The sequence below is a fragment of the Streptosporangium sp. NPDC000563 genome, assembly GCF_040299985.1.
Taxonomy (GTDB): Bacteria; Actinomycetota; Actinomycetes; order Streptosporangiales; family Streptosporangiaceae; genus Streptosporangium.
In genome coordinates, this window is record NZ_JBEPDA010000013.1 from 1 (window position 1) to 19,718 (window position 19,718).

Sequence of the window (19,718 nt, forward strand, 5' to 3'; positions counted from 1 at the left end):
CTCCTCCCATTTGTTTTTTTTTTTTTTTTTATGGTGTCTTATGTGTTGGTTTTTTGTTTGTGGGGGGGGGTGGTATTGTTGGTGGGGGGGGGGGGGGGGGGGGCCCCCCCCCTTCGTGTCACGCGCGTGGATCGTACGCGTGGAGTCACCGCCTCACGGGTTCGCACGCTCGGCGGGACGTTTCCCGGAAACCGTGCGCCCGGTCGGAGGCAGGGCGCGCGGCGGCCGTCGGAGAACCGGTGTCCGGTTCGTTCGGGGCCGGGCCGTCGGGGAACCGGCTGTTCGGTTCGTTCGGCGGCTCGGGAGTCGGGGGATTCAGCAGCTCAGGTTGCCACCGGGGGTGGTGCCGAGGATCTGCACGAAGCGCTGGTAGGTGCTGATCCGGCTCTGCACCTGCGCCGGGTTCCTGCCGTTGCACTCCAGGCTGCCGTTGATGCTGCGGATCGTCTCGCCGAAGCCGCGGCTGTTGACCATCGCGTTGTGCGGCGTCATCGTGCCGGGACCGCTCTGGGTGTTCCAGTACCACAGGGCGGTCTTCCAGGCCACCGACGCGTCGTTCTGCACCAGGTACGGGTTGCCGAGCAGGTTGATGCCGAGCGCGTCGCCCGCCGCCTTGTAGTTGAAGTTCCAGCTCAGCTGGATCGGGCCGCGCCCGTAGTAGGCCGACTGGCCCGCGGGGCAGCCGTACGACTGGCTCGTGTCGCAGTAGTGCGAGTAGTTCGCGGTGTTCTGCTCGACGATGTGGACCAGGCCGCCGGTCTCGTGGCTGGCGTTGGCGAGGAAGGCGGCCGCCTCCTGCTTCCTGACGGTGTCACTGCCGGTCTTCGCGAAGCCCGGGTAGGCGCTCAGCGCCGCGGTGAGGCCGCTGTAGGTGTAGAACGAGTTCCGGTTCGGGAACATCTGGTCGAACTGGGCCTGGCTCACGACGAAGCCCGAGGTGGGCGGGTTCGTGGGAGGGGTGGTGGGCGTCGTGCCGCAGGTGTACGGCTCCCAGTACCAGGTGCTGATCACCGGGTCGTAGCCGGGGTTCTCGTTCTTGGCGCGGTAGAACTGGCCGTTGGTGTATTTGACGATGCTCCCGGCGGCGTACCAGGTGCCCGCGACCCAGTTCGGGTGGTTGCAGTTGCCCGAGGGGGGAGGCGTCGTGCCGCCACCGCCGCAGGCGCCCTGGTCGGCCCACACGTCGGCGCTGCCGGGGGTCTCGTTCTGGGTCCACCACTTCGCCGACCAGTTGCGGCCGTTGTGGGAGGCGGTCATGCCGCCGGTGTAGACCGCCGAGGACTTCCACGCGGCGACGCAGGCCGGGGCGGCCGCTGAGGACGCCGAGGACGCTGAGGAGGCGGAGGCCGCGGGGAGGGCGACCGCCAGCACGCCCGTGACCGCCAGGGCGGCGAGGGCGGCCATGATTCGCTGTCTCAACACTTGATCACTCCTTCGTGCGGTGGGGGCCGCAGAGGTTCGAGGCGCCGCGCGACCGGGGCGCGAGCGGCTCACCCGAGAACCTTGCAGGCCCGGTCAGGGCGAGTAAGGAGGGGGTGCGCCGCATGATCGCTCCCATGGGGGGAAACCGGGGGTGTGGGACGTCCGGACGGTCGGACTCCCGTGCGATGACGATCCGCGCCATCGAGGTTCGCGCAGCTCTTGGTTCGGGTCGAACGGTTGCCGGGGGCCTGCGAGGCACCCGCCTTAAGTTTCTCTTAAGAAACTTTCCTAAGAGTTTCCGTGATACTAGTCCTGACAGGTCGTTGTCACAACCCGATGACACATGATCGCCGCTGTCGCGGGAAGAATGCGCCCCGAATCCGATATGGCCCGCGTCCGGTTAATTCACATCAATGGTGTAAGTCCGGTTAGACAATAGATGTAACTTTTATGGGCGTTTCGGATGTCATCATGTGCGTCATGTTGGAATCCCTCGGGCTCGATCCAATGGAGGAGCGCGTCTACCGGTTCCTGGTGGCCACGGCGGAGGCGGACATCGCCGACCTCATAGGGAACCTGGGCATCGACGCCCAGACGGTCGAGACGATACTGATATCCATGCGGGTCAGAGGGCTGATCAGGACGATCGGTCCCGGCAGGCGGCGGTTCGCCGCCGTGGCCCCCGACATCGTGCTGGGCTCGCAACTCCTGCGCCACCAGCAGGCGATCGACTGGGCGCGGCGCGAGGTGGACCAGCTCTCCGAGGAGTACCGCGACAGCGTCCGCCGCCGCGACGCCGGTCGGCTGGTCGAGGTCCTGCCGAACCGCACCGCGCTCCAGGGGTGCCTCGGCCACCTGCAGGAGACGGCCCGCCACGAGGTCCTCCACTTCTGCCGGGACCACGAGACCGTGCTGCCCTCGGAGGAGAGCCACGCCGAGTTCGCCGCGCTGCGCCGCGGGGTCGAGTACCGGGTGATCTACGAGAAGCCCCTGCTGGCGGAGGAGGGGATGCCGGCCGACATCGCGTACGGGGTGAAGCTGGGCGAGCAGGCCAGGGTCATGTCCTGGCTGCCGGTGCGGCTGACGATCGTCGACCACGAGACCGCCGTACTGCCGCTCGTCCAGGGGGACGGGATCTCCGAGCAGACGGCGGCACTGATCCGCGGTGGCCAGCTGCTGGAGGCGCTGATCGCCCTCTTCGAGTGCTACTGGGAACGGGCGACCCTGCTGCGGATCGCCGAGGACGGAGCGCTCACCGAGGGGACGACGCCCTGCCCGCTCGGTCCCGACGACCTCTACCTGGTCTCGCTGCTGGTCGGCGGCGCGTCGGACACGTCGATCGCCACCCAGCTGGGAGTCAGCCAGCGGACCGTGCAGCGGCGCGTCTCGAACATCCTGGACGTCACCGGCGCGCAGACGCGCACCCAGCTGGCCTGGCGCGCCGCCACCGAACACTGGCTGTGAGCGCTCGGCCGCGCGGCCTTACCTCGATTCCGAGCGCTGGGCCGCGCCATCGCGTGTCGCCCGTGAGTGCTGGGCCGCGCCGCCGCACGCCGTCGGTGAACGCTCGGCCGGGCCGTCGAGGGCGGGTCGTGAGTGCTCGGGGTGTCACCGAAAATACCGCACCCAGCGCATCTCCGGCCGGTTGGTTCGGACGCCGTCTGATCGGCCGCTTCGCCGGCGACGTGATCCCGAGGCCGGGTCGCCGTCATGACGCGGCCGGTGCCGCGCCGGATGTCAGAGCCGCCTGGACGATGCGGATCGCCTCGCCCGTGTCGATGCCGACGCTGGCGATCAGAGCCGCGTAGTCGGCGGCGGCCCGGCGGGCCCGCTCCCGGCCCTCCTCGCCGGCGGCCGACACGAACGAGCCCGCCCGTCCGCGCGTCTCGATCAGCCCCGCCTCCTCCAGCTCCCGGTAAGTCCGGCCGACCGTGTTGACGGCCAGGCCGAGGTCGGCCGCGAGGTGGCGGATGGTCGGCAGCCGGGCGCCCACGGCCAGCGTGCGATCCTGGATCTGCCGGGCGAGCTGGACTCGTAGCTGCTCGAACGGAGGAACCGGCGAGGCCGTGTCGATGACGATCATCGGACGCTCATGGCCCGCCGGCCCACCGCCGCGCTCGACGGCGTCCTGGCATGGAGCGCGATGCACGCGGCCAGGCCCAGGACCAGGTAGGCGGCCGAAGCGGCGCTCCACCAGCCGGGCGCGGTGCCGAACAGCAGCACCATGGGCAGCGTCCACTGCACGTTCGGCGTGGTGACGGCGCGGGCGTCCTCGACGCGCATGATGACGTCGGCGGTCAGCGACTCCTCGTCCTCCGCCACGACCGGGCGCCTGAGCAGGTGACGCAGCTGCATGGCGGTGATGGCAGTCACGCCGAGCAGGCCGATCAGCACGATGACGGCCAACTGCCGCACGGTTGAGTCGGGAACGGCCAGGGCGCTCCCGGCCAGCGCCATCGCACCGGCGAACGTGGCGACCGCGAAGACGGCGTACGGCCGGCCGAGCACGACCCGCCAGCCGGGCTGGATCAGATGGGCGGCCCTGCGGGACAGCGTCGCGCCCGCCCGCTGGTCGACGCGTCGCACCCACCAGTCGAGCAGCGCCTGTGCCAGCAGCAGCCCGGCCACCAACGCGGTCAGGGCAAGAAGCGGCAGCGGGCGATGCGGCTGGAAGCCGCCGAAGGCGGAGGTGGCCAGCCGGTCGTAGGCCGCGGCGAGCGCGCTCGCGAGGATCAGCACGGCCAAGACGACGTTGGCGGCGAGGCCGGCGCGTCTGCGGACCGCCAGCCGGCCGGCCAGCAGCGGGGTCGGGCGGGCGTCGGCCAGGTCGTGCCGGGCCAGCCACTCGCCCGCCAGTCGCAGATCGGCCGCACGCACCGGCGGGCCGGCGTCCGGTAACGGTTCACGGGTCATAATGCCTCCTTTGTCGCAAGCTTTGTAGCAACATGGTGCGTCATACTTTGCGACAAAGTCAATGCCCCGTGGGCTCTCGTCGTCCCGGTGGCACGAGCGGCGGCCGTCGTCGTGGACCATCAAGTGGGCGGTGGCCGGAGTGGCACCCCTGCTCGGACCACCACCGGACGCGGGCTCTGAGCTCTCGGTCTCGCTCCCGCCGCCGCACGCGGCATCGCGTCGCCCGAGGTGACCACGGTGGCGAGCCGAATCCGTCACCGACAAATTTTTTTGTATTGACTATGTGAATCGTCGGCCAGTACCGTCGGGGCATGTTCGCCGCCGTGCCAGAGCCGGTCCGCCCGACATGGAGATTCCTATGAGCCGCCCGTGGATCGGCCTCGCCGTCCTCGCCCTGCCGACCCTGCTGATCTCGCTCGACGTCAGCGTGCTCTACCTGGCCCTGCCGCAACTCGGCGCCGGTCTGCACGCCGACGCCACCCAACAGTTGTGGATCCTCGACATCTACTCGTTCATGATCGCCGGGTTCCTCGTCACCATGGGCGCCCTCGGCGACCGGATCGGCCGGCGCAGGCTGCTGCTGATCGGTGCCGCCGCGTTCGGGGTGGCCTCGATCGTGGCGGCCTACGCCACCAGCGCCGAGACACTGATCGCGGCGCGGGCGCTGCTCGGCGTCGCCGGTGCCACGCTCATGCCCTCGACGATGGCGTTGATCCGCAACATGTTCCCCGACCCCAAGCAGATGGGCATGGCCATCGGTGTCTGGTTCAGCTGCTTCATGGGCGGGGCGACGCTCGGCCCGCTCGTCGGGGGCCTGCTGCTCCAGCACTTCTGGTGGGGCTCGGTCTTCCTGCTCGGCGTGCCGTTCATGGTGCTGCTGCTGATCGCGGGCCCGTTCCTGCTTCCCGAGTTCAAGGCGGAACGGCCCGAACACCCGATCGACCTCCTCAGCGTCGCCCTGTCACTCACCGCGATCCTGCCCGTCATCTACGGCCTCAAGTCCCTCGCCCGCGACGGCTGGCAGCCCGTCGCGCTCGCGGCGATCGTCGCCGGTGTCGCGATCGGCGTACTCTTCGTCCGCCGCCAGCGGATCCTGGCCGAGCCGCTGCTCGACCTGGGCCTGTTCGCCAACCGCACGTTCAGCACGGCCTTGGGGATCATGCTTCTGGGCGGGGTCGTGATGGCAGGGCTCTCCCTGCTCGCCTCGCTGTATCTGCAGAACGTCGCGGGCCTCTCGCCGCTCTCGACCGGCATGTGGCTCATCCCGCAGAACATCGCCATGGTCGTCGGCTCGATGGTCGCACCGGCCCTGGCCCGCAAGTGGCCGGCGGGCGTCGTCACCGCGCTGGGCCTCGCGATCGCCGGCGTCGGCCTGCTCGTCGTCACGCAGGTCACCACCACCGGTTCCGGCCTGCTCGTCGTCGGGCTGGTGCTCGCCTCGGGCGGGATCTCGTTCCCGATGGCGCTCACCATGAACCTGATGCTCGCCGCCGCACCGCCGGAGAAGGCCGGCTCGGCCGCGTCGGTCTCGGAGACCAGCGCCGAGTTCGGCATCGCGATGGGCATCGCGACGCTCGGCAGTCTCGGGACCGTGGTCTACCGGTCCGTTCTCGCCGATGACCTGCCCGCCGGCACACCCGCCGAGGTCGCGGAGGCCGCCACATCGAGCCTGGTCGGGGCGCTGTCGGTCGCCGGAGACGTACCCGGGCTGCTCGACGCGGCCCGGGGCGCGTTCACCAGCGGGCTCAACGCGGTCGGCGCGACCGGTGCCGTCATCTTCATCGCACTGGCGCTGGTCGCCGCGATCACCCTTCGGACCCCCGCCGCCACCGAGACGCCGGTGGCCGAGGAGCGACCCGTCTGAGCCGCCGTTCCCCGCTGACCGCCGCCCTCCCGGCTACGGAGGACGGCGGTCAACGCGTACGCACGATCGGAGAAAGCCGGGAGAGCGGGGAGGACGTCAGGGAGTGGTCATCATCGGTACCGCGAAGAAGACGATCATCGCGATCGTCACCGCGATGACGAAGCCGATCACTTCCCAGGCCCAGTCGTGGTGGGCCGCGCTCTTCGTCGCCTTGTGACTGCGCGGTGCCCGGCCGTTCCTGCGTTCGAGGGTCGCGGCCCGGTCGGAAAGAGAGGGGGCCGCCTCGTCCGCGCCGGTCTCCGTACGTGTCGAGGGCATCGGAGGTATCGCCGCGAACCCGTTCCCCGGCATGGTCGTCGCCGCGTCGTCCCGCGCCGTCTCGTACGGCGTGAGGGCGTGGTTCGGGGGTGCGGAGGGCAGGGAGGCGTCGTCGGGCTGCTGGTTCTCGCGCATGACCCAGCGGGGCAGGCGCAGCTGGGCGCGACCGGTGGGGGTGCGGAGGTGGTCGGTCCGGGGGGTCCAGGCGGGCAGGGCGGTCGGAGCCTCAGGGGTCTGGGCGTCGAAGGATGCGGCGGTCGCGGCGGTCGTGGCGTCGGAAGGAGCGGCGGTCGCGGTCCCGGAGGGTGCGGGCTCGGAAGGAGCGGGCTTGGCGGGATCGGCGTCCGCGAACCAGTCGACGGCGGAGGACCGGACGGGATCGGCGTTCCGCGTGGCCCAGGCGGGGAACGAGGGCTGAGCGCGCCCGGCCGGGGGCACGGAACTCGCGGCGCTCTCGCCCCTCTCGGCGCGCCTGGTCCAGTCGGGGAGCGAGAAGTGGGAGCGGTCGTCGTCACCGGCGAGCGCGTGCCGCCCGCCTCCTCGCGCAGAAGGCGCGGAAGAAGGAGTGGCCTCGCGCGCGGGAGAGGGATCGGCGCCTCGCGCGGAAGAAGCACCGGTTTGTCGTACGGACGATGAGTCGGCTTCTCGCGCGTGAGCTGAAGCGGAGGACCGGCGCTCGCGGTCGGCGAGGGCGTCGAGCTGGTCGGTCTGCAGGGGCCAGCCGGGCAGGGGAGGCGTGTCGTCCAGCACGTCCCCGAGGTGGCCGCCCAGCACGTCGCCGGGACCGTCGTCCAGTACGTCGTCCAGTACGTCGCCGTTTCCGTGCGGCGGGAAGCCGGTGAGCGGCGTGGCCTCCGGTCGCCGGGGAGACTCGACGAACGGAGCCCGCAGGGTCTCGGCGGAGGGCGTCCTGAGGGATTCCGCGGAGGGCGCCGGAGACGCCTCGGTGCTTTCGGTGCTCTTGCCGCTCCTGGTGAACGGCGCGCGGGGGGGCCTCGGGGGAAAGAGCAGGGAGATCTCGGCGAACGAGAGCTGGGGTGTCTCCAGGTAGGGAGCCCCGAGCGGAGGGTGGGAGACCTCGGTGTGCGGAGCCGGAGCCGAGAGCGGGGCCGGGGCCTGGGGGGCGTCGGGGTGCGGAGTCAGGGAAGTCTCGGCGAACGAGGACTGGGAGGTCTCGGCGTGCGGAGCCTGGGCCGTTTCCTGGTGTGGAGCCTGAGGCGTCTCGGTGGGAGAGGTCTCGGTGCGGGGGGCCGCGGCGACGAGCCTGTCGGTGCGGGCGCGGGCCGCCCGCGCCTCGGGGCTGAGCGGGCGGAAGAGATCTCCCCGCGCGGGAGGCTCGTCCAGCACGTCCCCGGAAACCGGTGCCGGAGGCGCCGCCCGGCGCGGCCGGGGACGCTGGAGGCGGCGGCGAGGCCGCAGGGCCGCGGTGTCCAGGGCGGTGAGCACGGCATTACCGAGCCTGGGCATCGGCTCCGTGGTGGCCTCGTGCGTGGAGACGGCGTCGGGATCCCTCGGCGCGAAGGGATCGGGGAAGCGGTCCTCCACCATGTGGTCCGGCACGGGGAAGTCCGAGGCGCCGATCGGGGGACCGGTCTGCGCGAGCGGCAGCGGCCACGCGGGCGTCGTCGGCCACAGCTGCCTGAACAGCGGCGACGTCGACCGTCCGGCGGAGGCGGCGGGCGGCGCCTTCGGCCCGAGCACGGCGGCGCGCAGTCTCGCCGGGGGAGTCGCCCAGGGGGCGAGGTTGAGGACGTCGCGGACCGGGGCGACGGCGAGGGCGCCGAACACCTCCGACATGTGCTCGGGAACCTTGGCCGAGGCGAGGGCACGGCCCAGCGACTGGGCGAAGCGGCGGCAGGCGCTCACCGTCAGCTCGTCGGCGGTGTCGACGGCCACGTCGAGCACCCAGGACAGCTCGGAGGCGTCCATCTCGCACACGCCCGAGAGGTACAGCACCTCACGCTGGTGCGTACGCAGGTCGCTCAGGACGCGGTCGACGAGGGCGGCGGCCGGGTCGAGACCGGTGACGGGGGGCGAGTAGACGATGTCGCGCAAGAAGATCTCGCGGCGGGCGAGCGCGTACAGCGCGGCGCGCGGCGGTTCTGTGTCCGAGACACCGGAGAGTACGGCCACCAGGACGTCGGAAGCCGAGTCCGCGTCGCCCAACTGGTCGTGGGAGTAGGCGAACAGCCCTGCGGCGTGGCGGTCGTAGAGCTCGGCGATCAGTTCGACGCGCGAGCGTTGACCGAGGAGCGGTTGGGTCATGGACCGGTTCCTCTGGTGTCTCGGCGAGCGTGATGGAGGGGCGGGGCGGCTGTGAAACCTGTGACATACGGTGCCAGAGGGATGGACTCCGGCAATGTGGGTAATCATGTCAAGTCATGGGCACCTCCCGCACTACTCAATGCCCTTTTGTTGAGAAATACACTTGTGGATCTGCTTCGGAGCTGGTTGGGGAAAGCCTGGAAGACAGATCGGAGATGAGGGGCATAGGCTGACCTGTGCTGGATCATGGGGACGGTTGTGGCAGGGGAGCCGTAACCCTGCGAAAACAAGAGGTTGCGCATGATCACATTCAACGGTGTCACCAAGCGCTACGCCGACGGGACCGTCGCCGTGGACAACCTGAGCCTTGAGGTGCCGACCGGGGAGATAACCGTCTTCGTCGGCCCCTCGGGATGCGGTAAGACGACGTCCCTCCGCATGATCAACAGAATGATCGACGCCTCGGAGGGACAGATCCTCCTCGACGGCGTCGACGTCAAGACCATCGACCCGCCGACCCTGCGCAGGGGCATCGGCTACGTCATCCAGCAGGCCGGGCTCTTCCCGCACCGCAAGATCGTCGACAACGTGGCGACGGTGCCCCTGCTGCTCGGCTGGGACAAGAAGAAGGCGCGCGACCGCGCGATGGAACTCCTCGAACGGGTCGGACTCGACCCCAAGATGGCCGGCCGCTACCCCTTCCAGCTCTCCGGCGGACAGCAGCAGCGCGTCGGCGTGGCCCGCGCGCTCGCCGCCGACCCGCCCGTACTGCTGATGGACGAGCCGTTCAGCGCGGTCGACCCGATCGTCCGTACGAGCCTGCAGGAGGAGCTCCTGCGGCTCCAGGCCGAGCTGAACAAGACCATCGTGTTCGTCACCCACGACATCGACGAGGCCGTCAAACTCGGTGACCGGGTCGCCGTGCTCCGGGTCGGGGGCCACCTCGCCCAGCTCGACGACCCCGCGACGCTGCTGGCCAGGCCCGCCGACGACTTCGTCCGCGAGTTCCTGGGCCGCGACCGGGGCATCCGGCGGCTGTCGTTCGTCTCGGACGAGGGAGTACGGCTCCGCACCGACCTGCTCGTCCCCGCCTCCACCGACATCGCCACGGCACGTGCCACCGGCGAGCCGTGGCTCGCCGTGGTGGACGGGGAGAACCGGCCGCTGGGCTGGGCCGCCGTCAAGGACCTGCCCGAGTCGGGCACCCTCGCCGACACCGAACTCACGCCGTACGGGACCTTCGTCAGCGGACGCGACTCGCTGCGCGCCGCGCTGGACGCGACGCTGCTGACCCCGTCGGGCAGCGCCGTCGCGGTGGACGAGTCGGGCAAGGCCGTGGGCGTCGCCACCCGTGAGGCGCTGGACGAGGCACTGGCCACGGTGGCGAGCAGCATCGGCGGCCCGTCGCGAGCCGCCGCCGCTCCCGCAGGGGGCGTCGATGGGTGACGAGCCCCTGGTCCGCTGGGACTGGATCGGGCGCAACTGGCCCACGATCCAGGGCCTGCTCGAAGACCACATCGTGATGGCGCTGGTGCCGATCCTCGTCGGGCTGATCATCGCGCTCCCGCTCGGGCTGGCAGGGGTCCGCTGGCGCTGGCTCTACCAGCCGACCGTCGGCGTGATGAACGTGATCTACTCGCTGCCCTCGCTCGCCGTCTTCATCGTGCTCATTCCGATCACCGGCCTCGCCACGCGGATGACCGTGATGGTCCCGCTCACCTTCTACGCGATGGCGGTGCTGATCCCCGCCGTCGTCGACGGGCTGCGCTCGGTCCCCGACCATGTGCGCCAGTCCGCGGTGGCGATGGGCTTCACCCCGCTGCGCAGGCTGCTCCAGGTGGAGCTGCCGATCGCGGTACCGGTCGTGCTCGCCGGGCTCAGGGTGGCCACGGTCGCGAGCGTGAGCCTGGTCAGCGTCGGCGCGCTGGTCGGCAGGGGCGGGCTCGGCTACCTGTTCATCGACGGCTGGCAGCGGCAGTTCTACACCCCGATCGTCGTCGGCATCGTGCTGGTCGTGGTGCTCGCGGGGATCGCCGACCTGCTGCTCATCCTGGCGCAGCGCCTGCTCACCCCGTGGTCGAGGGCGAGGGGGTCCGCGTGAAACGGTTGATCGTGTCTCGTGCGGTCCTTGCGGCTCGACCGATCAGGTGGTGGATGTCGCTGACCTCGTTGATGACGCGGGTGTCGCGGGCGCCGCGGGTAAGGGGTGCCGCGTGAACTGGCTGCTCGACTTCTTCGGCGACCCGGCCAACTGGTCGGGACCCGACGGGATCCCCAACAGGCTGCTCGAACACCTGGAGTTCGCCGGTCTCTCGCTGCTCCTCGCCATGCTGATCGCGCTGCCGCTGGGGCTGCTGATCGGCCACACCGGCAGGGGTGCCCTGTTCGTCATCCTCACCGCCAACGCGGCCCGCGCCCTGCCGACGCTCGGCCTGCTCGTCCTCATCGTCCTGTTCCTGGGCGTCGGCACGAGCCTGCCGGTGCTCATCCCGCTGGTGGCGCTGGCCGTGCCGCCCATCCTGGTCAACACCTACGAGGGCATCCGAGGGGTCGATCCCGACCTGCGCGACGCCGCGTACGGCATGGGCCTGCGGGGCGGGCAGGTCCTGGGCCGGGTGCTGGTGCCGGTCGCGCTGCCGCTCATCCTGCTGGGTCTGCGCCTGGCGGCGATCCAGGTGGTGGCGACCGCGACGGTGGCCGCGTACGTAGGCTTGGGCGGTCTCGGCCGTTTCATCATCGACGGTCTCGCGACCAAGAATTTCCCGAGCACGATCGGCGGAGCGGTTCTCGTAGCACTGCTCGCGTTGATCGTTCAGCTCGGGTTCACCCTGGTACAGCGCGCAACGGTCTCCCCGGGGGTGAGCGAGCGCCAGGCCATCAGATAGTCTTCATTACCCCCCGTTTTGGAAGGGAATAGCACCATGAAGCGCCTGATCAGCACCGCGGCGATCCTCCTGTCCGCGGCGCTCACACTTACCGGATGCGGTGGTGGAGATCCGCTCACCAGCGCCTCCCCGGCCCCCGCCGAGTCCGGGTCCGCCGCCGCTCCCGCCGAAGGGGGGAAGGTCGTCATCGGATCGGCCAACTTCCCGGAGAACGTCCTGCTCGGCGAGATCTACTCCCAGGCCCTGGCGGCGAAGGGAGTCGAGGTCGAGGAGAAGTTCAACATCGGCAGCCGCGAGGTCCTGTACGACCAGATCAAGAGCGGCGGCCTCACCATCCTGCCGGAGTACATCGGCTCCCTGCTCGCCTTCGTCGACAACACGACCACGGCGAAGTCGAAGGACGACGTCGTCGCCGGCCTCAAGGAGAAGCTCCCCGCCGAGCTTGAGGTCCTCACCCCCGCCGCGGCCGAGGACAACAACTCGCTGACCGTCACCAAGGAGACCGCCACCAAGGACGGCCTCACCACGATCGAGGACCTGGTCAAGGTCGCCAAGAACTACTCGGTAGGCGGCCCGCCGGAGTTCCAGACCCGCCAGGAGAAGAACTTCAAGGACACCTACGGCCTGGAGTTCAAGGAGTGGAAGAAGACCGGCGACGCCACCGCCGACGCCATCAAGGACGGCACCGTCCAGGTCGGCAACGTCTTCACCACCGACCCGAAGATCATCGTGAACGACCTCGTCTCCCTTGAGGACAACAAGAGCGCCTTCGCCGCGGAGAACATCGCCCCCCTGGTCAACAAGGCCGGCGTGAACGACACGGTGCGGACGACCCTCGACGCGGTCTCCGCCAAGCTGGACACCGCCGGCCTGGTCGCGCTGATGAAGCGCGTCGCGGTCGACAAGGACGACGCCGAGGCGGTCGCCAAGGACTGGCTCACCCAGAACGGCCTGCTCTAGGTTTTTGTCGGCGGTCCCAACGGTTTCACAAAGGTCCCAAAGGAAGGCGGGTGGACATCCACCCGCCTTCCGGCGTTCCCACCGGCTGTCGTCGGACCGGTGGCGCGCCTACCGGTCGGCGGCACAGGCGGGCGCGGCACCATGATCGGGCTCTCAGCGCCCCAATGAAGCGCCGTTGCCCTCAGGCCCGCCAAGGAAGTAATTCGAGCAGAAGAGAAACACACACGAGCTCACCCTCCGGCGAACGGATGCCCGAATTCCATGCCTTTCGGCATTTCACTGTCATGGAACGGTGTTGTGCCGAATGCGCGCGTCGTGTCCTACACCTTGTGTCGCTACGGAGAGTTATCGTCTGCTGCGAAGTGTGGCGGTATGCCTGCGGGCTTTCCCTTGGATCAGGCGTCCGAGCTGCGCTTCGCTTCTCACATCCGCTTGAACATAGGACCAAAAGATGCGCAAACCGCTTTTGGCGATCGCTACTGTCGTCGCCGGCCTCGGCCTGGCCGCGGCGACAGCTCTGCCCGCCCTGGCCGTGGACACCATCGTCACGTTCTCGATCACGACCGCCGGCCTGACGATCAGCGCGCCGTCGACGGCGAACCTCGGCTCGGTGGCCGCCGGTGCCACCAGCATCTCGGGGCAGATCGGCCCGGTCACGGTGACCGACGATCGCGCCATCCTGAACGGTTCCTGGAACGCGAGCGTCACCTCCACCGACTTCACCACCGGCGGAGGGACAGCGCCAGAGACCATCGGAAACATCAATGTCTCCTATTCCCCCGGATCGGCCACCGCCACGACGGGCCAGGGAACCTTCACGCCGGGTCCCGGTGGCATCATCAACGTGCCGCGCGTCGCGTTCACCGGTACCGACCTCGTCGGTAACAACACCGCCACCTGGAATCCAACGCTCACCGTGACGATTCCGACCACGGCCATCGGAGGAACCTACTCCGGGACCGTCACCCACTCGGTCGGCTGAGCGGAGCCGGCGACAATCGTGCGTCTGCCTACCATCGTTACGGGGCTGCTGGTGGCCGGGATTCTCACCCTGGCCACCGGCACGCTCGACGCGCCCGCGCAGGCGGCGGCCCGATCATCGGAGAGCGGCATCGGGATCCGCCTGCTCGAAGCGCCGGTCGCGGCCCGAGCCGACAAGCGGGCATGGGCCTACATCGTCGATCACCTCGCGCCGGGTACCGTCATCCATCGGCGGGTCGAGGTGTTCAACACGACCGGCTCACCCAAGCAGCTCTCTATTTACTCGGCCGCGGCACAGATCCGCGACCGGAAATTCCAGTTCGCCGATGATCACACCGCCAATGAGCTGTCCGCCTGGACCAGCATGGACCGGCATGAGGTGGTCTTGCCCCCAGAGGGCCGCGCGCCGGTCACCGTGACCGTCGCCGTGCCAGATGATGCCGCTCCCGGAGAGCGCTACGCCATGATCTGGGCCGAGACTGCCAAGGCCGCGCCGCCCGGTGGCGGCCTCGCCCAGATCAACCGCGTCGGTATCCGGCTCTACTTGGACGTCGGTCGCGGCAACCCGCCGCCATCGGACTTCACCATCGACTCGCTGACGGCCCAGCGCTCACCGGACGGTCAGCAGGCCGTCATGGCGCAGGTGCACAACACCGGGGGCCGCGCCCTCGACCTGAGCGGCGACCTGAAACTGACCAGCAGCTCCGGAAGCCAGCACCACAGCGCGGGTCCGTACAGGGTCCAAACGGGCACGACGCTCGCTCCCGGTGACACGGGATCCGTCACCGCCACCCTCACCGAGCAGGTGCCCGATGGCCCGTGGCGTGCCCGTATGCGCCTGGAGAGCGGGCTGACGAAACGCAGCGCCGAAGCGACCATCCGGTTTCCCGCCGCAGGCGCGGCGCGAGCGGTCAAGGCGGAGATGGACACGGACCCCTACCTCATGGTGGCACTCGCCGTCGGTGCCTTCCTCGCCGTACTCGCGGCGATCACGTTCCTGCTGATCCAGCGGAAACGCCGTTCACGCAGGGAGCCGAGCAACGCTTGACATGCTCTTCGGCAGGTGTCCCCCTTTGGTGAGGGCTACCTGATCCGGGTGGTGGTCTGGTTCGAGCGGAGCTCGAACCAGATGACGGTTCCTGTGGGGTCGCGGTGGAATCCCCAGCGGGTGGCGAGGTCGTTGACGAGGAGGAGTCCTCGGCCGCCGGTGGTCTCTGGGCTTGGCTTTCTCGTACAGGGGATTTCCGAGGCGCCGGGGTCCTGGACGGTGATGAGCACGCCGTGGGAGAGGAAGGCCACCGTGACGACGAACTCCGGTGTTCGCTCGACCGGCCCCGCGTCGTGCTCGTACGGTCTTGTGTCGTGCGGTCCGGTGTCGTCGTACGGCCCCGCGTTGTACGGTCCGGCGTCGGTGGCTTCGGTGTCTGCCGGTTGCGCATCGAGTGGTCCTCTGGCGTGTTCGACGGCGTTGGTGGCGAGTTCGCTGGTGAGGAGCATGGCGTCGTCGCGGAGCGGGTGGTCGTCGCCGAGGAGTGCGGCGACGAAGGCGCGGGCGGGTTTGACCTGGTCGGGGGTGGCCGCGAACCGCTGAGAGATGACGGGCGTGTGGCCGAGGGACGCCGGCCAGCCGGGGATCCGTCCCGGGTGCGGTGACCGTACGGCATCGGTGGTCGTCGTGGTGCGGAGGCGGTCAGCGAGTACGCCGACGAGCAGGGACAGGAATTGCGCTGCCATCTTGCCCACCTCCCTTGCCCTCGCTCCTGTCGAACCGGATGTTTGCAGTGGCTCTGCTCTCCTTGCTGGGGCCTTTGGCCTGCGGGGCGTGAGTGTCTGCGCCGAGGATGAGGGGTGCCGACTGCTCAGGGATGAGGTGGGGGCGGAAGTCCTCAATGTGCTGTATCTGTGCGGCGAGTTCGGTGGGGGTGTCGGCTTCGATCAGGCCGACGCGCTGTTGGCACCAGGTGGGAGGCAGTGCCCACCAGCGTCTGGTGGCCTTGCCGTACCAAAGACACCAGCCGGTGAACCGCAATGCCAGTGCGCGCGGTACTCGGCCGTAGTCATCGCAGGCGGTTCCCTCCTCCCGGGAGGGCTCTATGGCTCGGCAGGGGTTCACGGTGATCACTGATGGGGAGTCGCCCGGCATATCTGCTCCAGGTGAGGTCGAGTAACTCTGTGTAATTCCCTTCCAAGAGAACCGCAGGTGAGTGACCATGGAAGGAGCCTCACAGGGGCCCGGATCGAGGGGCCGCCCTGAAGCCGAGTCAGTCGCTGGGGGCCGCTTCCTGGCCTACAGATGGTGCGCGAAAGGAGCCAGGGTGTGGAAGGTCTGACGATCGAGGAACTGATCAAGCAGTCCCGGCAGGCCAAGGGCCTCACCCAGGCGAGTCTCGCCGATCGGCTTGCACGGGTGTCCGGGCAGGCCACGATCACTCGCAATGAGGTCTCCCGCTGGGAGCGCGGCAAGCGGCTGCCCCTGGCCTGGTTGCCGTGGTTGAGCATCGTGCTCGATCTGCCTCTGGCGATGCTCGACCAGGCGGTTGTCCTGTCTCGCGCCAAGCGACTGGGTATCACCCCGCCGAGCGTGAACGGTGATCGCCTGACGCTGTTCAGTGACGGGTGGACGCGAGAGAGCAACGAGGCGATGGCCGCCGGGCTGGCCGCCGAGAGCGAGGCCTTGTCGGAGGAGTCCGCGCTTCGCGTCGCCCACGAGTGGCTGATCGTGGAGGCACCGCAGCTCCACGAGATCCGCTCGGGACGTCGCGTCGGGCATTCACTGATCGACAAGATCGAGACCAGAGTCGATCATCTGCGCCACCTCGACGACTACGTGGGGGGTACGGATCTGCATGCACTCGTCTCCCAGGAGTTGGAGGCGACCGTCACGGTCGTCAGGGAGGCCGCCTACCGCGAGGATGTGGGCCGCCGTCTGCTGAAAGCGGTGGGAGAGCTCTGCCAGCTCGCGGGATGGGTGACCTCTGACGCCGGACTCTACGATCGCGCCCGTACCTACTACGTCCAAGGCATCCAGGCCGCGCACGTCGCCCAAGACGAGCCGACGGCGGCCAATCTGCTGTCCTCGCTGAGCTACCAGATGGCCAACGTGGGAGACCCCAGACAAGCGGCCACGATAGCCCGTACAGCGGTCAAGGGCGCCGAGCGATCAAGCACCCCGCTCACCCGTGCTCTACTGCTGGAACGAGTGGCCTGGGCACACGCCAAAGCGGGAGATTCGACGATCACCGAACGGGCACTCGGCGAGGTCGACCGGGTGTTCGAGCAGCACGGGGACGGAGACGAGGACCCCAAATGGGTCTACTGGCTGGACCGAGGCGAGGTCGACGTGATGGCCGGCCGATGCTTCACCGAACTCGGCCGCCCGCTCAAGGCCGAACCGCTGCTCACCCAGGGCCTCGACACTTACGACGCCACGCGCGCCCGAGAGTTTTCGCTCTACCTGAGCTGGCTCGCCGACGCCTACGCCCAAGCCCGCGAGATCGAGCAGGCCACGGAGGCCGCTGCGAAGTCGTTGAACCTCGCGGTCAAAGTCAACTCAGCCCGCGTCACCGACCGCATGGAAGCCATCCGCTCCCGTCTCCACCCCTTCGCGGACACCGCCGCAGTCCGAAGATTCGAAGACCTCTATCAATCGACAATGGAAGCGTCCTGAGGCCGACAGTACGACTCCGACGTAATGGAAATTGGGAAAAATGCCAACACGTCAGGGTTGTGAGTTGGGATGAAGGTGATCATAGTGGCGTGTCACTGAACCTTGCTGGGCTATTTGATCTCGGCGGGTGAGCAGGCCAGCCTGGTCCCGGAGTAGTTCTGGGAGGTGGTCATGGCACGTAAACCCGAGGTGTTCGTCCGTGCGCTGACGATGGAGGAAGGACGGCGCCTGCAAAGGATCACCCGATCGGCCAAGGATCCGGTGAAGCTGCGGCGGGCGATCGTGGTGCTGATGTCCGCACAAGGACAGTCGGCTTCGGCGATCACGTCGTTGATGCAGGTCAGTGACGACTACGTGCGCCAGGTGGTGCACGCGTTCAACGAGCGGGGGTTCGAGGCCTTGGACCCAAAATGGAGCGGGGGTCGTCCACGCATGATCAGTGAGTGGGTGCGCGAGCGCATCTGCCTGATCGCCCGGACGACCCCCGCCGAGTGGGGCCTCACCGGCTTTTCCACCTGGAGCCTGTCCAAGCTCGCCGCCCACCTGATCGAGCTGCGGCTGGTGACCTCGATCAGCCGCCAGCACCTGGCGCGGATCCTCAAGGCCGGCAAGGTGTCATGGCAGACCACCACGGCATGGAAGAGCAGCAACGACACCGACTTCGTCACCAAGATGCAGCGCATCCTGGCCCTGTACGACGCCCCACCACAGGGTGGGCGGGTGGTGTGCTTGAATGAGTTCGGCCCCTTGAACCTACAACCCCGCAAGGGCAAGACCTGGCGGCCAGGTAAGAGGTCCCGCCGCCTGCGGGCCACCTACAACCGCTACAGCGGGGTCATGCACCTGCTCGGCGCCCTGGACCTGGCCACCGGGAAGATCCACTACCGGATCCGTGAACGCAAACGCTGGCGCGAGTTCCTGTCGTTCATCAAGTCCCTGCGCGAGCGCTGGCCCGCAGGCACGATCCACCTGATCGTGGACAACTACTCGCCGCACAAGCATCCCCAGGTCAAAGCCTGGGCCGCCGCCAACGACGTCGAGCTGGTGTTCCTGCCGACCTACGCCTCCTGGCTGAACTGGATCGAGTCCGAATTCGCCGCTTTGCGCTATTTCGCCCTCAACGGCACCAACCGCCGCAGCCACCCCGAGCAGAACGCTGCCATCGCCGCCTACATCCGCTGGCACAACCGGCACGCCCAGCCCAAGGTCAGCTTCGCGGCCAGCTCCCCGATCCGCTCATGGACCAGTTATCCCACCAAGGTTGCGTGACACGCCAATAGCTGCCGCTTGGCGACCATGCCAGCATGGGCTCGGCCAGCGGATCACTGAAAGGGTTCATCCTGTTCCGCAGGTGCTCGATGGTGGTCTTCGTGTCATCGGCGAAACACACGCCCAGCCGCAGCAGCGAATCAGGCGGCTGAGCTTTCGTTGCGCGGCCGAAATTCCGCCCACCCGGCACGACAGCCGGGCTACCACCCCGAGCATGAAGCGAAATCAACTCTTGGTCGAATGCCGCAGCCGACCATACGAAGATCATAAAGATCGTGGCTGAATATGACCGATTGACTGATGCTGTATAAATTCACGCATAAGTCGGTGGTTGGGCTCAGAGCCGTCGGCCCGTCGCACTGATGAAGTGTGTCCGGGTCGGCAAGGACTGACTCCCTCAGAATTTCTGACTCTAGCGGCAGCGATTCACTTCTGTAGTGGCCTTGGTGGAGGGGGGCGGGTGAACATCCATCTGTGTCTTGGAGCTTTCCTCAGTTGCATCCTTTCTCCTTGCCGAGATTCCAGATGCCGCTACCTGGTTTCAATGACGTTCCCGCCGGCGCTCTGCTTTTAATGTGCACTTATCATATACGGCAAAAAGGGTCAACAGGTGTAACTGTCGTCGGTCCAGCAATCGTCAATGGCTTGCATGGAAATCATCCAAGGCGTATCGGCCTCCTTGCTGAGGTTCATGCCGATACGTCGCTTTCCGGACTGTATGGCCATTGTGGGATTGCAGGTCGGTCCGCAGGGCATGAATTTATCGACATTCGATGACCATCCAGCCTTCGTGAATGCGTTTCGAACTTCATTCTTCGTTACGTTTGCATTCAGGGTGACATCCAGCCATGCCCCGTTGTTTGCGGAATCACATCCATTGCTTTCTTCAATGGAAAGTACAACTCTGTGATTTTTGAAAGCGGAATGGATCAGTCCGGCGAGCATCTTGTTTTCCTTATCTGCCCTCGCCCAGCAGGTCTCGGACTGATTTTCTCCAGAGCAGGCTGCCAGGCCAGCGGCGAAAAATACGATCACCGACACGGTGCTCAGTGATTTCACAAGACCTTCTTGCAGCACACGATCTCCTTAATGTGATAGTCGTTGAAAATTTCAATTGAAAGTCGTTCCCTCCTGTTGGGCATTAATATTATTGGTGGCGGGTCGGAGGAGTGAC

Annotated in this window: 16 protein-coding genes; 10 read left to right on the forward strand and 6 right to left on the reverse strand. The window is 67.9% G+C overall.

The features are described from left to right. Window positions 1–315: 315 nt before the first annotated feature. Window positions 316–1,422 carry a glycoside hydrolase family 19 protein gene (locus tag ABT352_RS25840; protein ID WP_350947508.1) on the reverse strand — a complete coding sequence of 369 codons (1,107 nt, stop codon included), beginning with the start codon at window positions 1,420–1,422 and terminating at the stop codon, window positions 316–318. A gap of 480 nt (window positions 1,423–1,902) precedes the next feature. On the opposite strand from ABT352_RS25840, the gene ABT352_RS25845 reads away from it, so the two are divergent. Continuing rightward, window positions 1,903–2,886 carry a helix-turn-helix domain-containing protein gene (locus ABT352_RS25845; RefSeq protein WP_350947509.1) on the forward strand — a complete coding sequence of 328 codons (984 nt, stop codon included), beginning with the start codon at window positions 1,903–1,905 and terminating at the stop codon, window positions 2,884–2,886. 244 nt (window positions 2,887–3,130) lie between these two features. On the opposite strand, the gene ABT352_RS25850 is transcribed toward ABT352_RS25845, so the two are convergent. Both ABT352_RS25850 and ABT352_RS25855 read right to left on the reverse strand, forming a co-directional pair. After that, window positions 3,131–3,505, reverse strand: a complete 375-nt coding sequence (locus ABT352_RS25850) for a GntR family transcriptional regulator (protein ID WP_350947510.1) — start codon at window positions 3,503–3,505, stop codon at window positions 3,131–3,133. Beyond that, complete coding sequence (locus ABT352_RS25855; RefSeq protein ID WP_350947511.1) at window positions 3,502–4,335, reverse strand: hypothetical protein; 834 nt, start codon at window positions 4,333–4,335, stop codon at window positions 3,502–3,504. The genes ABT352_RS25850 and ABT352_RS25855 overlap by 4 nt, the downstream gene beginning before the upstream one ends. A 346-nt stretch (window positions 4,336–4,681) precedes the next feature. Here ABT352_RS25855 and ABT352_RS25860 point away from each other — a divergent pair, with 346 nt between their 5' ends. Beyond that, on the forward strand, window positions 4,682–6,199 hold the full coding sequence (locus ABT352_RS25860; protein ID WP_502992894.1) for an MFS transporter: 1,518 nt from the start codon (window positions 4,682–4,684) through the stop codon (window positions 6,197–6,199). 96 nt (window positions 6,200–6,295) lie between these two features. On the opposite strand, the gene ABT352_RS25865 is transcribed toward ABT352_RS25860, so the two are convergent. Next, window positions 6,296–8,782 (reverse strand): hypothetical protein, encoded by a 2,487-nt coding sequence (locus ABT352_RS25865; RefSeq protein ID WP_350947513.1) that lies wholly within the window; start codon window positions 8,780–8,782, stop codon window positions 6,296–6,298. Between the two features lie 300 nt (window positions 8,783–9,082). On the opposite strand from ABT352_RS25865, the gene ABT352_RS25870 reads away from it, so the two are divergent. The 6 genes from ABT352_RS25870 to ABT352_RS25895 all read left to right on the forward strand — a co-directional run bounded on the left by ABT352_RS25870 (window position 9,083) and on the right by ABT352_RS25895 (window position 14,656). Continuing rightward, window positions 9,083–10,228, forward strand: a complete 1,146-nt coding sequence (locus ABT352_RS25870; protein WP_350947514.1) for an ABC transporter ATP-binding protein — start codon at window positions 9,083–9,085, stop codon at window positions 10,226–10,228. Further along, window positions 10,221–10,883: an ABC transporter permease gene (locus ABT352_RS25875; protein WP_350947515.1), complete on the forward strand. Its 663-nt coding sequence runs from the start codon at window positions 10,221–10,223 to the stop codon at window positions 10,881–10,883. The genes ABT352_RS25870 and ABT352_RS25875 overlap by 8 nt, the downstream gene beginning before the upstream one ends. Window positions 10,884–10,995: 112 nt before the next feature. Beyond that, the gene (locus ABT352_RS25880; protein WP_350947516.1) at window positions 10,996–11,667 is read left to right on the forward strand and encodes an ABC transporter permease; all 672 of its coding nucleotides are present in this window, start codon (window positions 10,996–10,998) and stop codon (window positions 11,665–11,667) included. Between the two features lie 36 nt (window positions 11,668–11,703). Continuing rightward, window positions 11,704–12,627: an ABC transporter substrate-binding protein gene (locus tag ABT352_RS25885; RefSeq protein WP_350947517.1), complete on the forward strand. Its 924-nt coding sequence runs from the start codon at window positions 11,704–11,706 to the stop codon at window positions 12,625–12,627. Between the two features lie 451 nt (window positions 12,628–13,078). Continuing rightward, window positions 13,079–13,609 carry a hypothetical protein gene (locus tag ABT352_RS25890; RefSeq protein ID WP_350947518.1) on the forward strand — a complete coding sequence of 177 codons (531 nt, stop codon included), beginning with the start codon at window positions 13,079–13,081 and terminating at the stop codon, window positions 13,607–13,609. Window positions 13,610–13,627: 18 nt separating this feature from the next. Continuing rightward, window positions 13,628–14,656, forward strand: coding sequence for a peptidase (locus tag ABT352_RS25895; protein ID WP_350947519.1), 1,029 nt, complete (start codon window positions 13,628–13,630; stop codon window positions 14,654–14,656). Between the two features lie 35 nt (window positions 14,657–14,691). Here the strand turns inward: ABT352_RS25895 and ABT352_RS25900 are convergent, their stop codons facing one another. Beyond that, the gene (locus ABT352_RS25900; protein WP_350947520.1) at window positions 14,692–15,342 is read right to left on the reverse strand and encodes an ATP-binding protein; all 651 of its coding nucleotides are present in this window, start codon (window positions 15,340–15,342) and stop codon (window positions 14,692–14,694) included. Window positions 15,343–15,925: 583 nt separating this feature from the next. On the opposite strand from ABT352_RS25900, the gene ABT352_RS25905 reads away from it, so the two are divergent. Beyond that, the gene (locus ABT352_RS25905; protein ID WP_350947521.1) at window positions 15,926–17,275 is read left to right on the forward strand and encodes a helix-turn-helix transcriptional regulator; all 1,350 of its coding nucleotides are present in this window, start codon (window positions 15,926–15,928) and stop codon (window positions 17,273–17,275) included. Between the two features lie 171 nt (window positions 17,276–17,446). Continuing rightward, window positions 17,447–18,544 carry an IS630 family transposase gene (locus ABT352_RS25910; protein ID WP_350947522.1) on the forward strand — a complete coding sequence of 366 codons (1,098 nt, stop codon included), beginning with the start codon at window positions 17,447–17,449 and terminating at the stop codon, window positions 18,542–18,544. A gap of 603 nt (window positions 18,545–19,147) precedes the next feature. Here the strand turns inward: ABT352_RS25910 and ABT352_RS25915 are convergent. Next, window positions 19,148–19,621 (reverse strand): hypothetical protein, encoded by a 474-nt coding sequence (locus ABT352_RS25915; RefSeq protein WP_350947523.1) that lies wholly within the window; start codon window positions 19,619–19,621, stop codon window positions 19,148–19,150. Window positions 19,622–19,718: the final 97 nt, after the last annotated feature.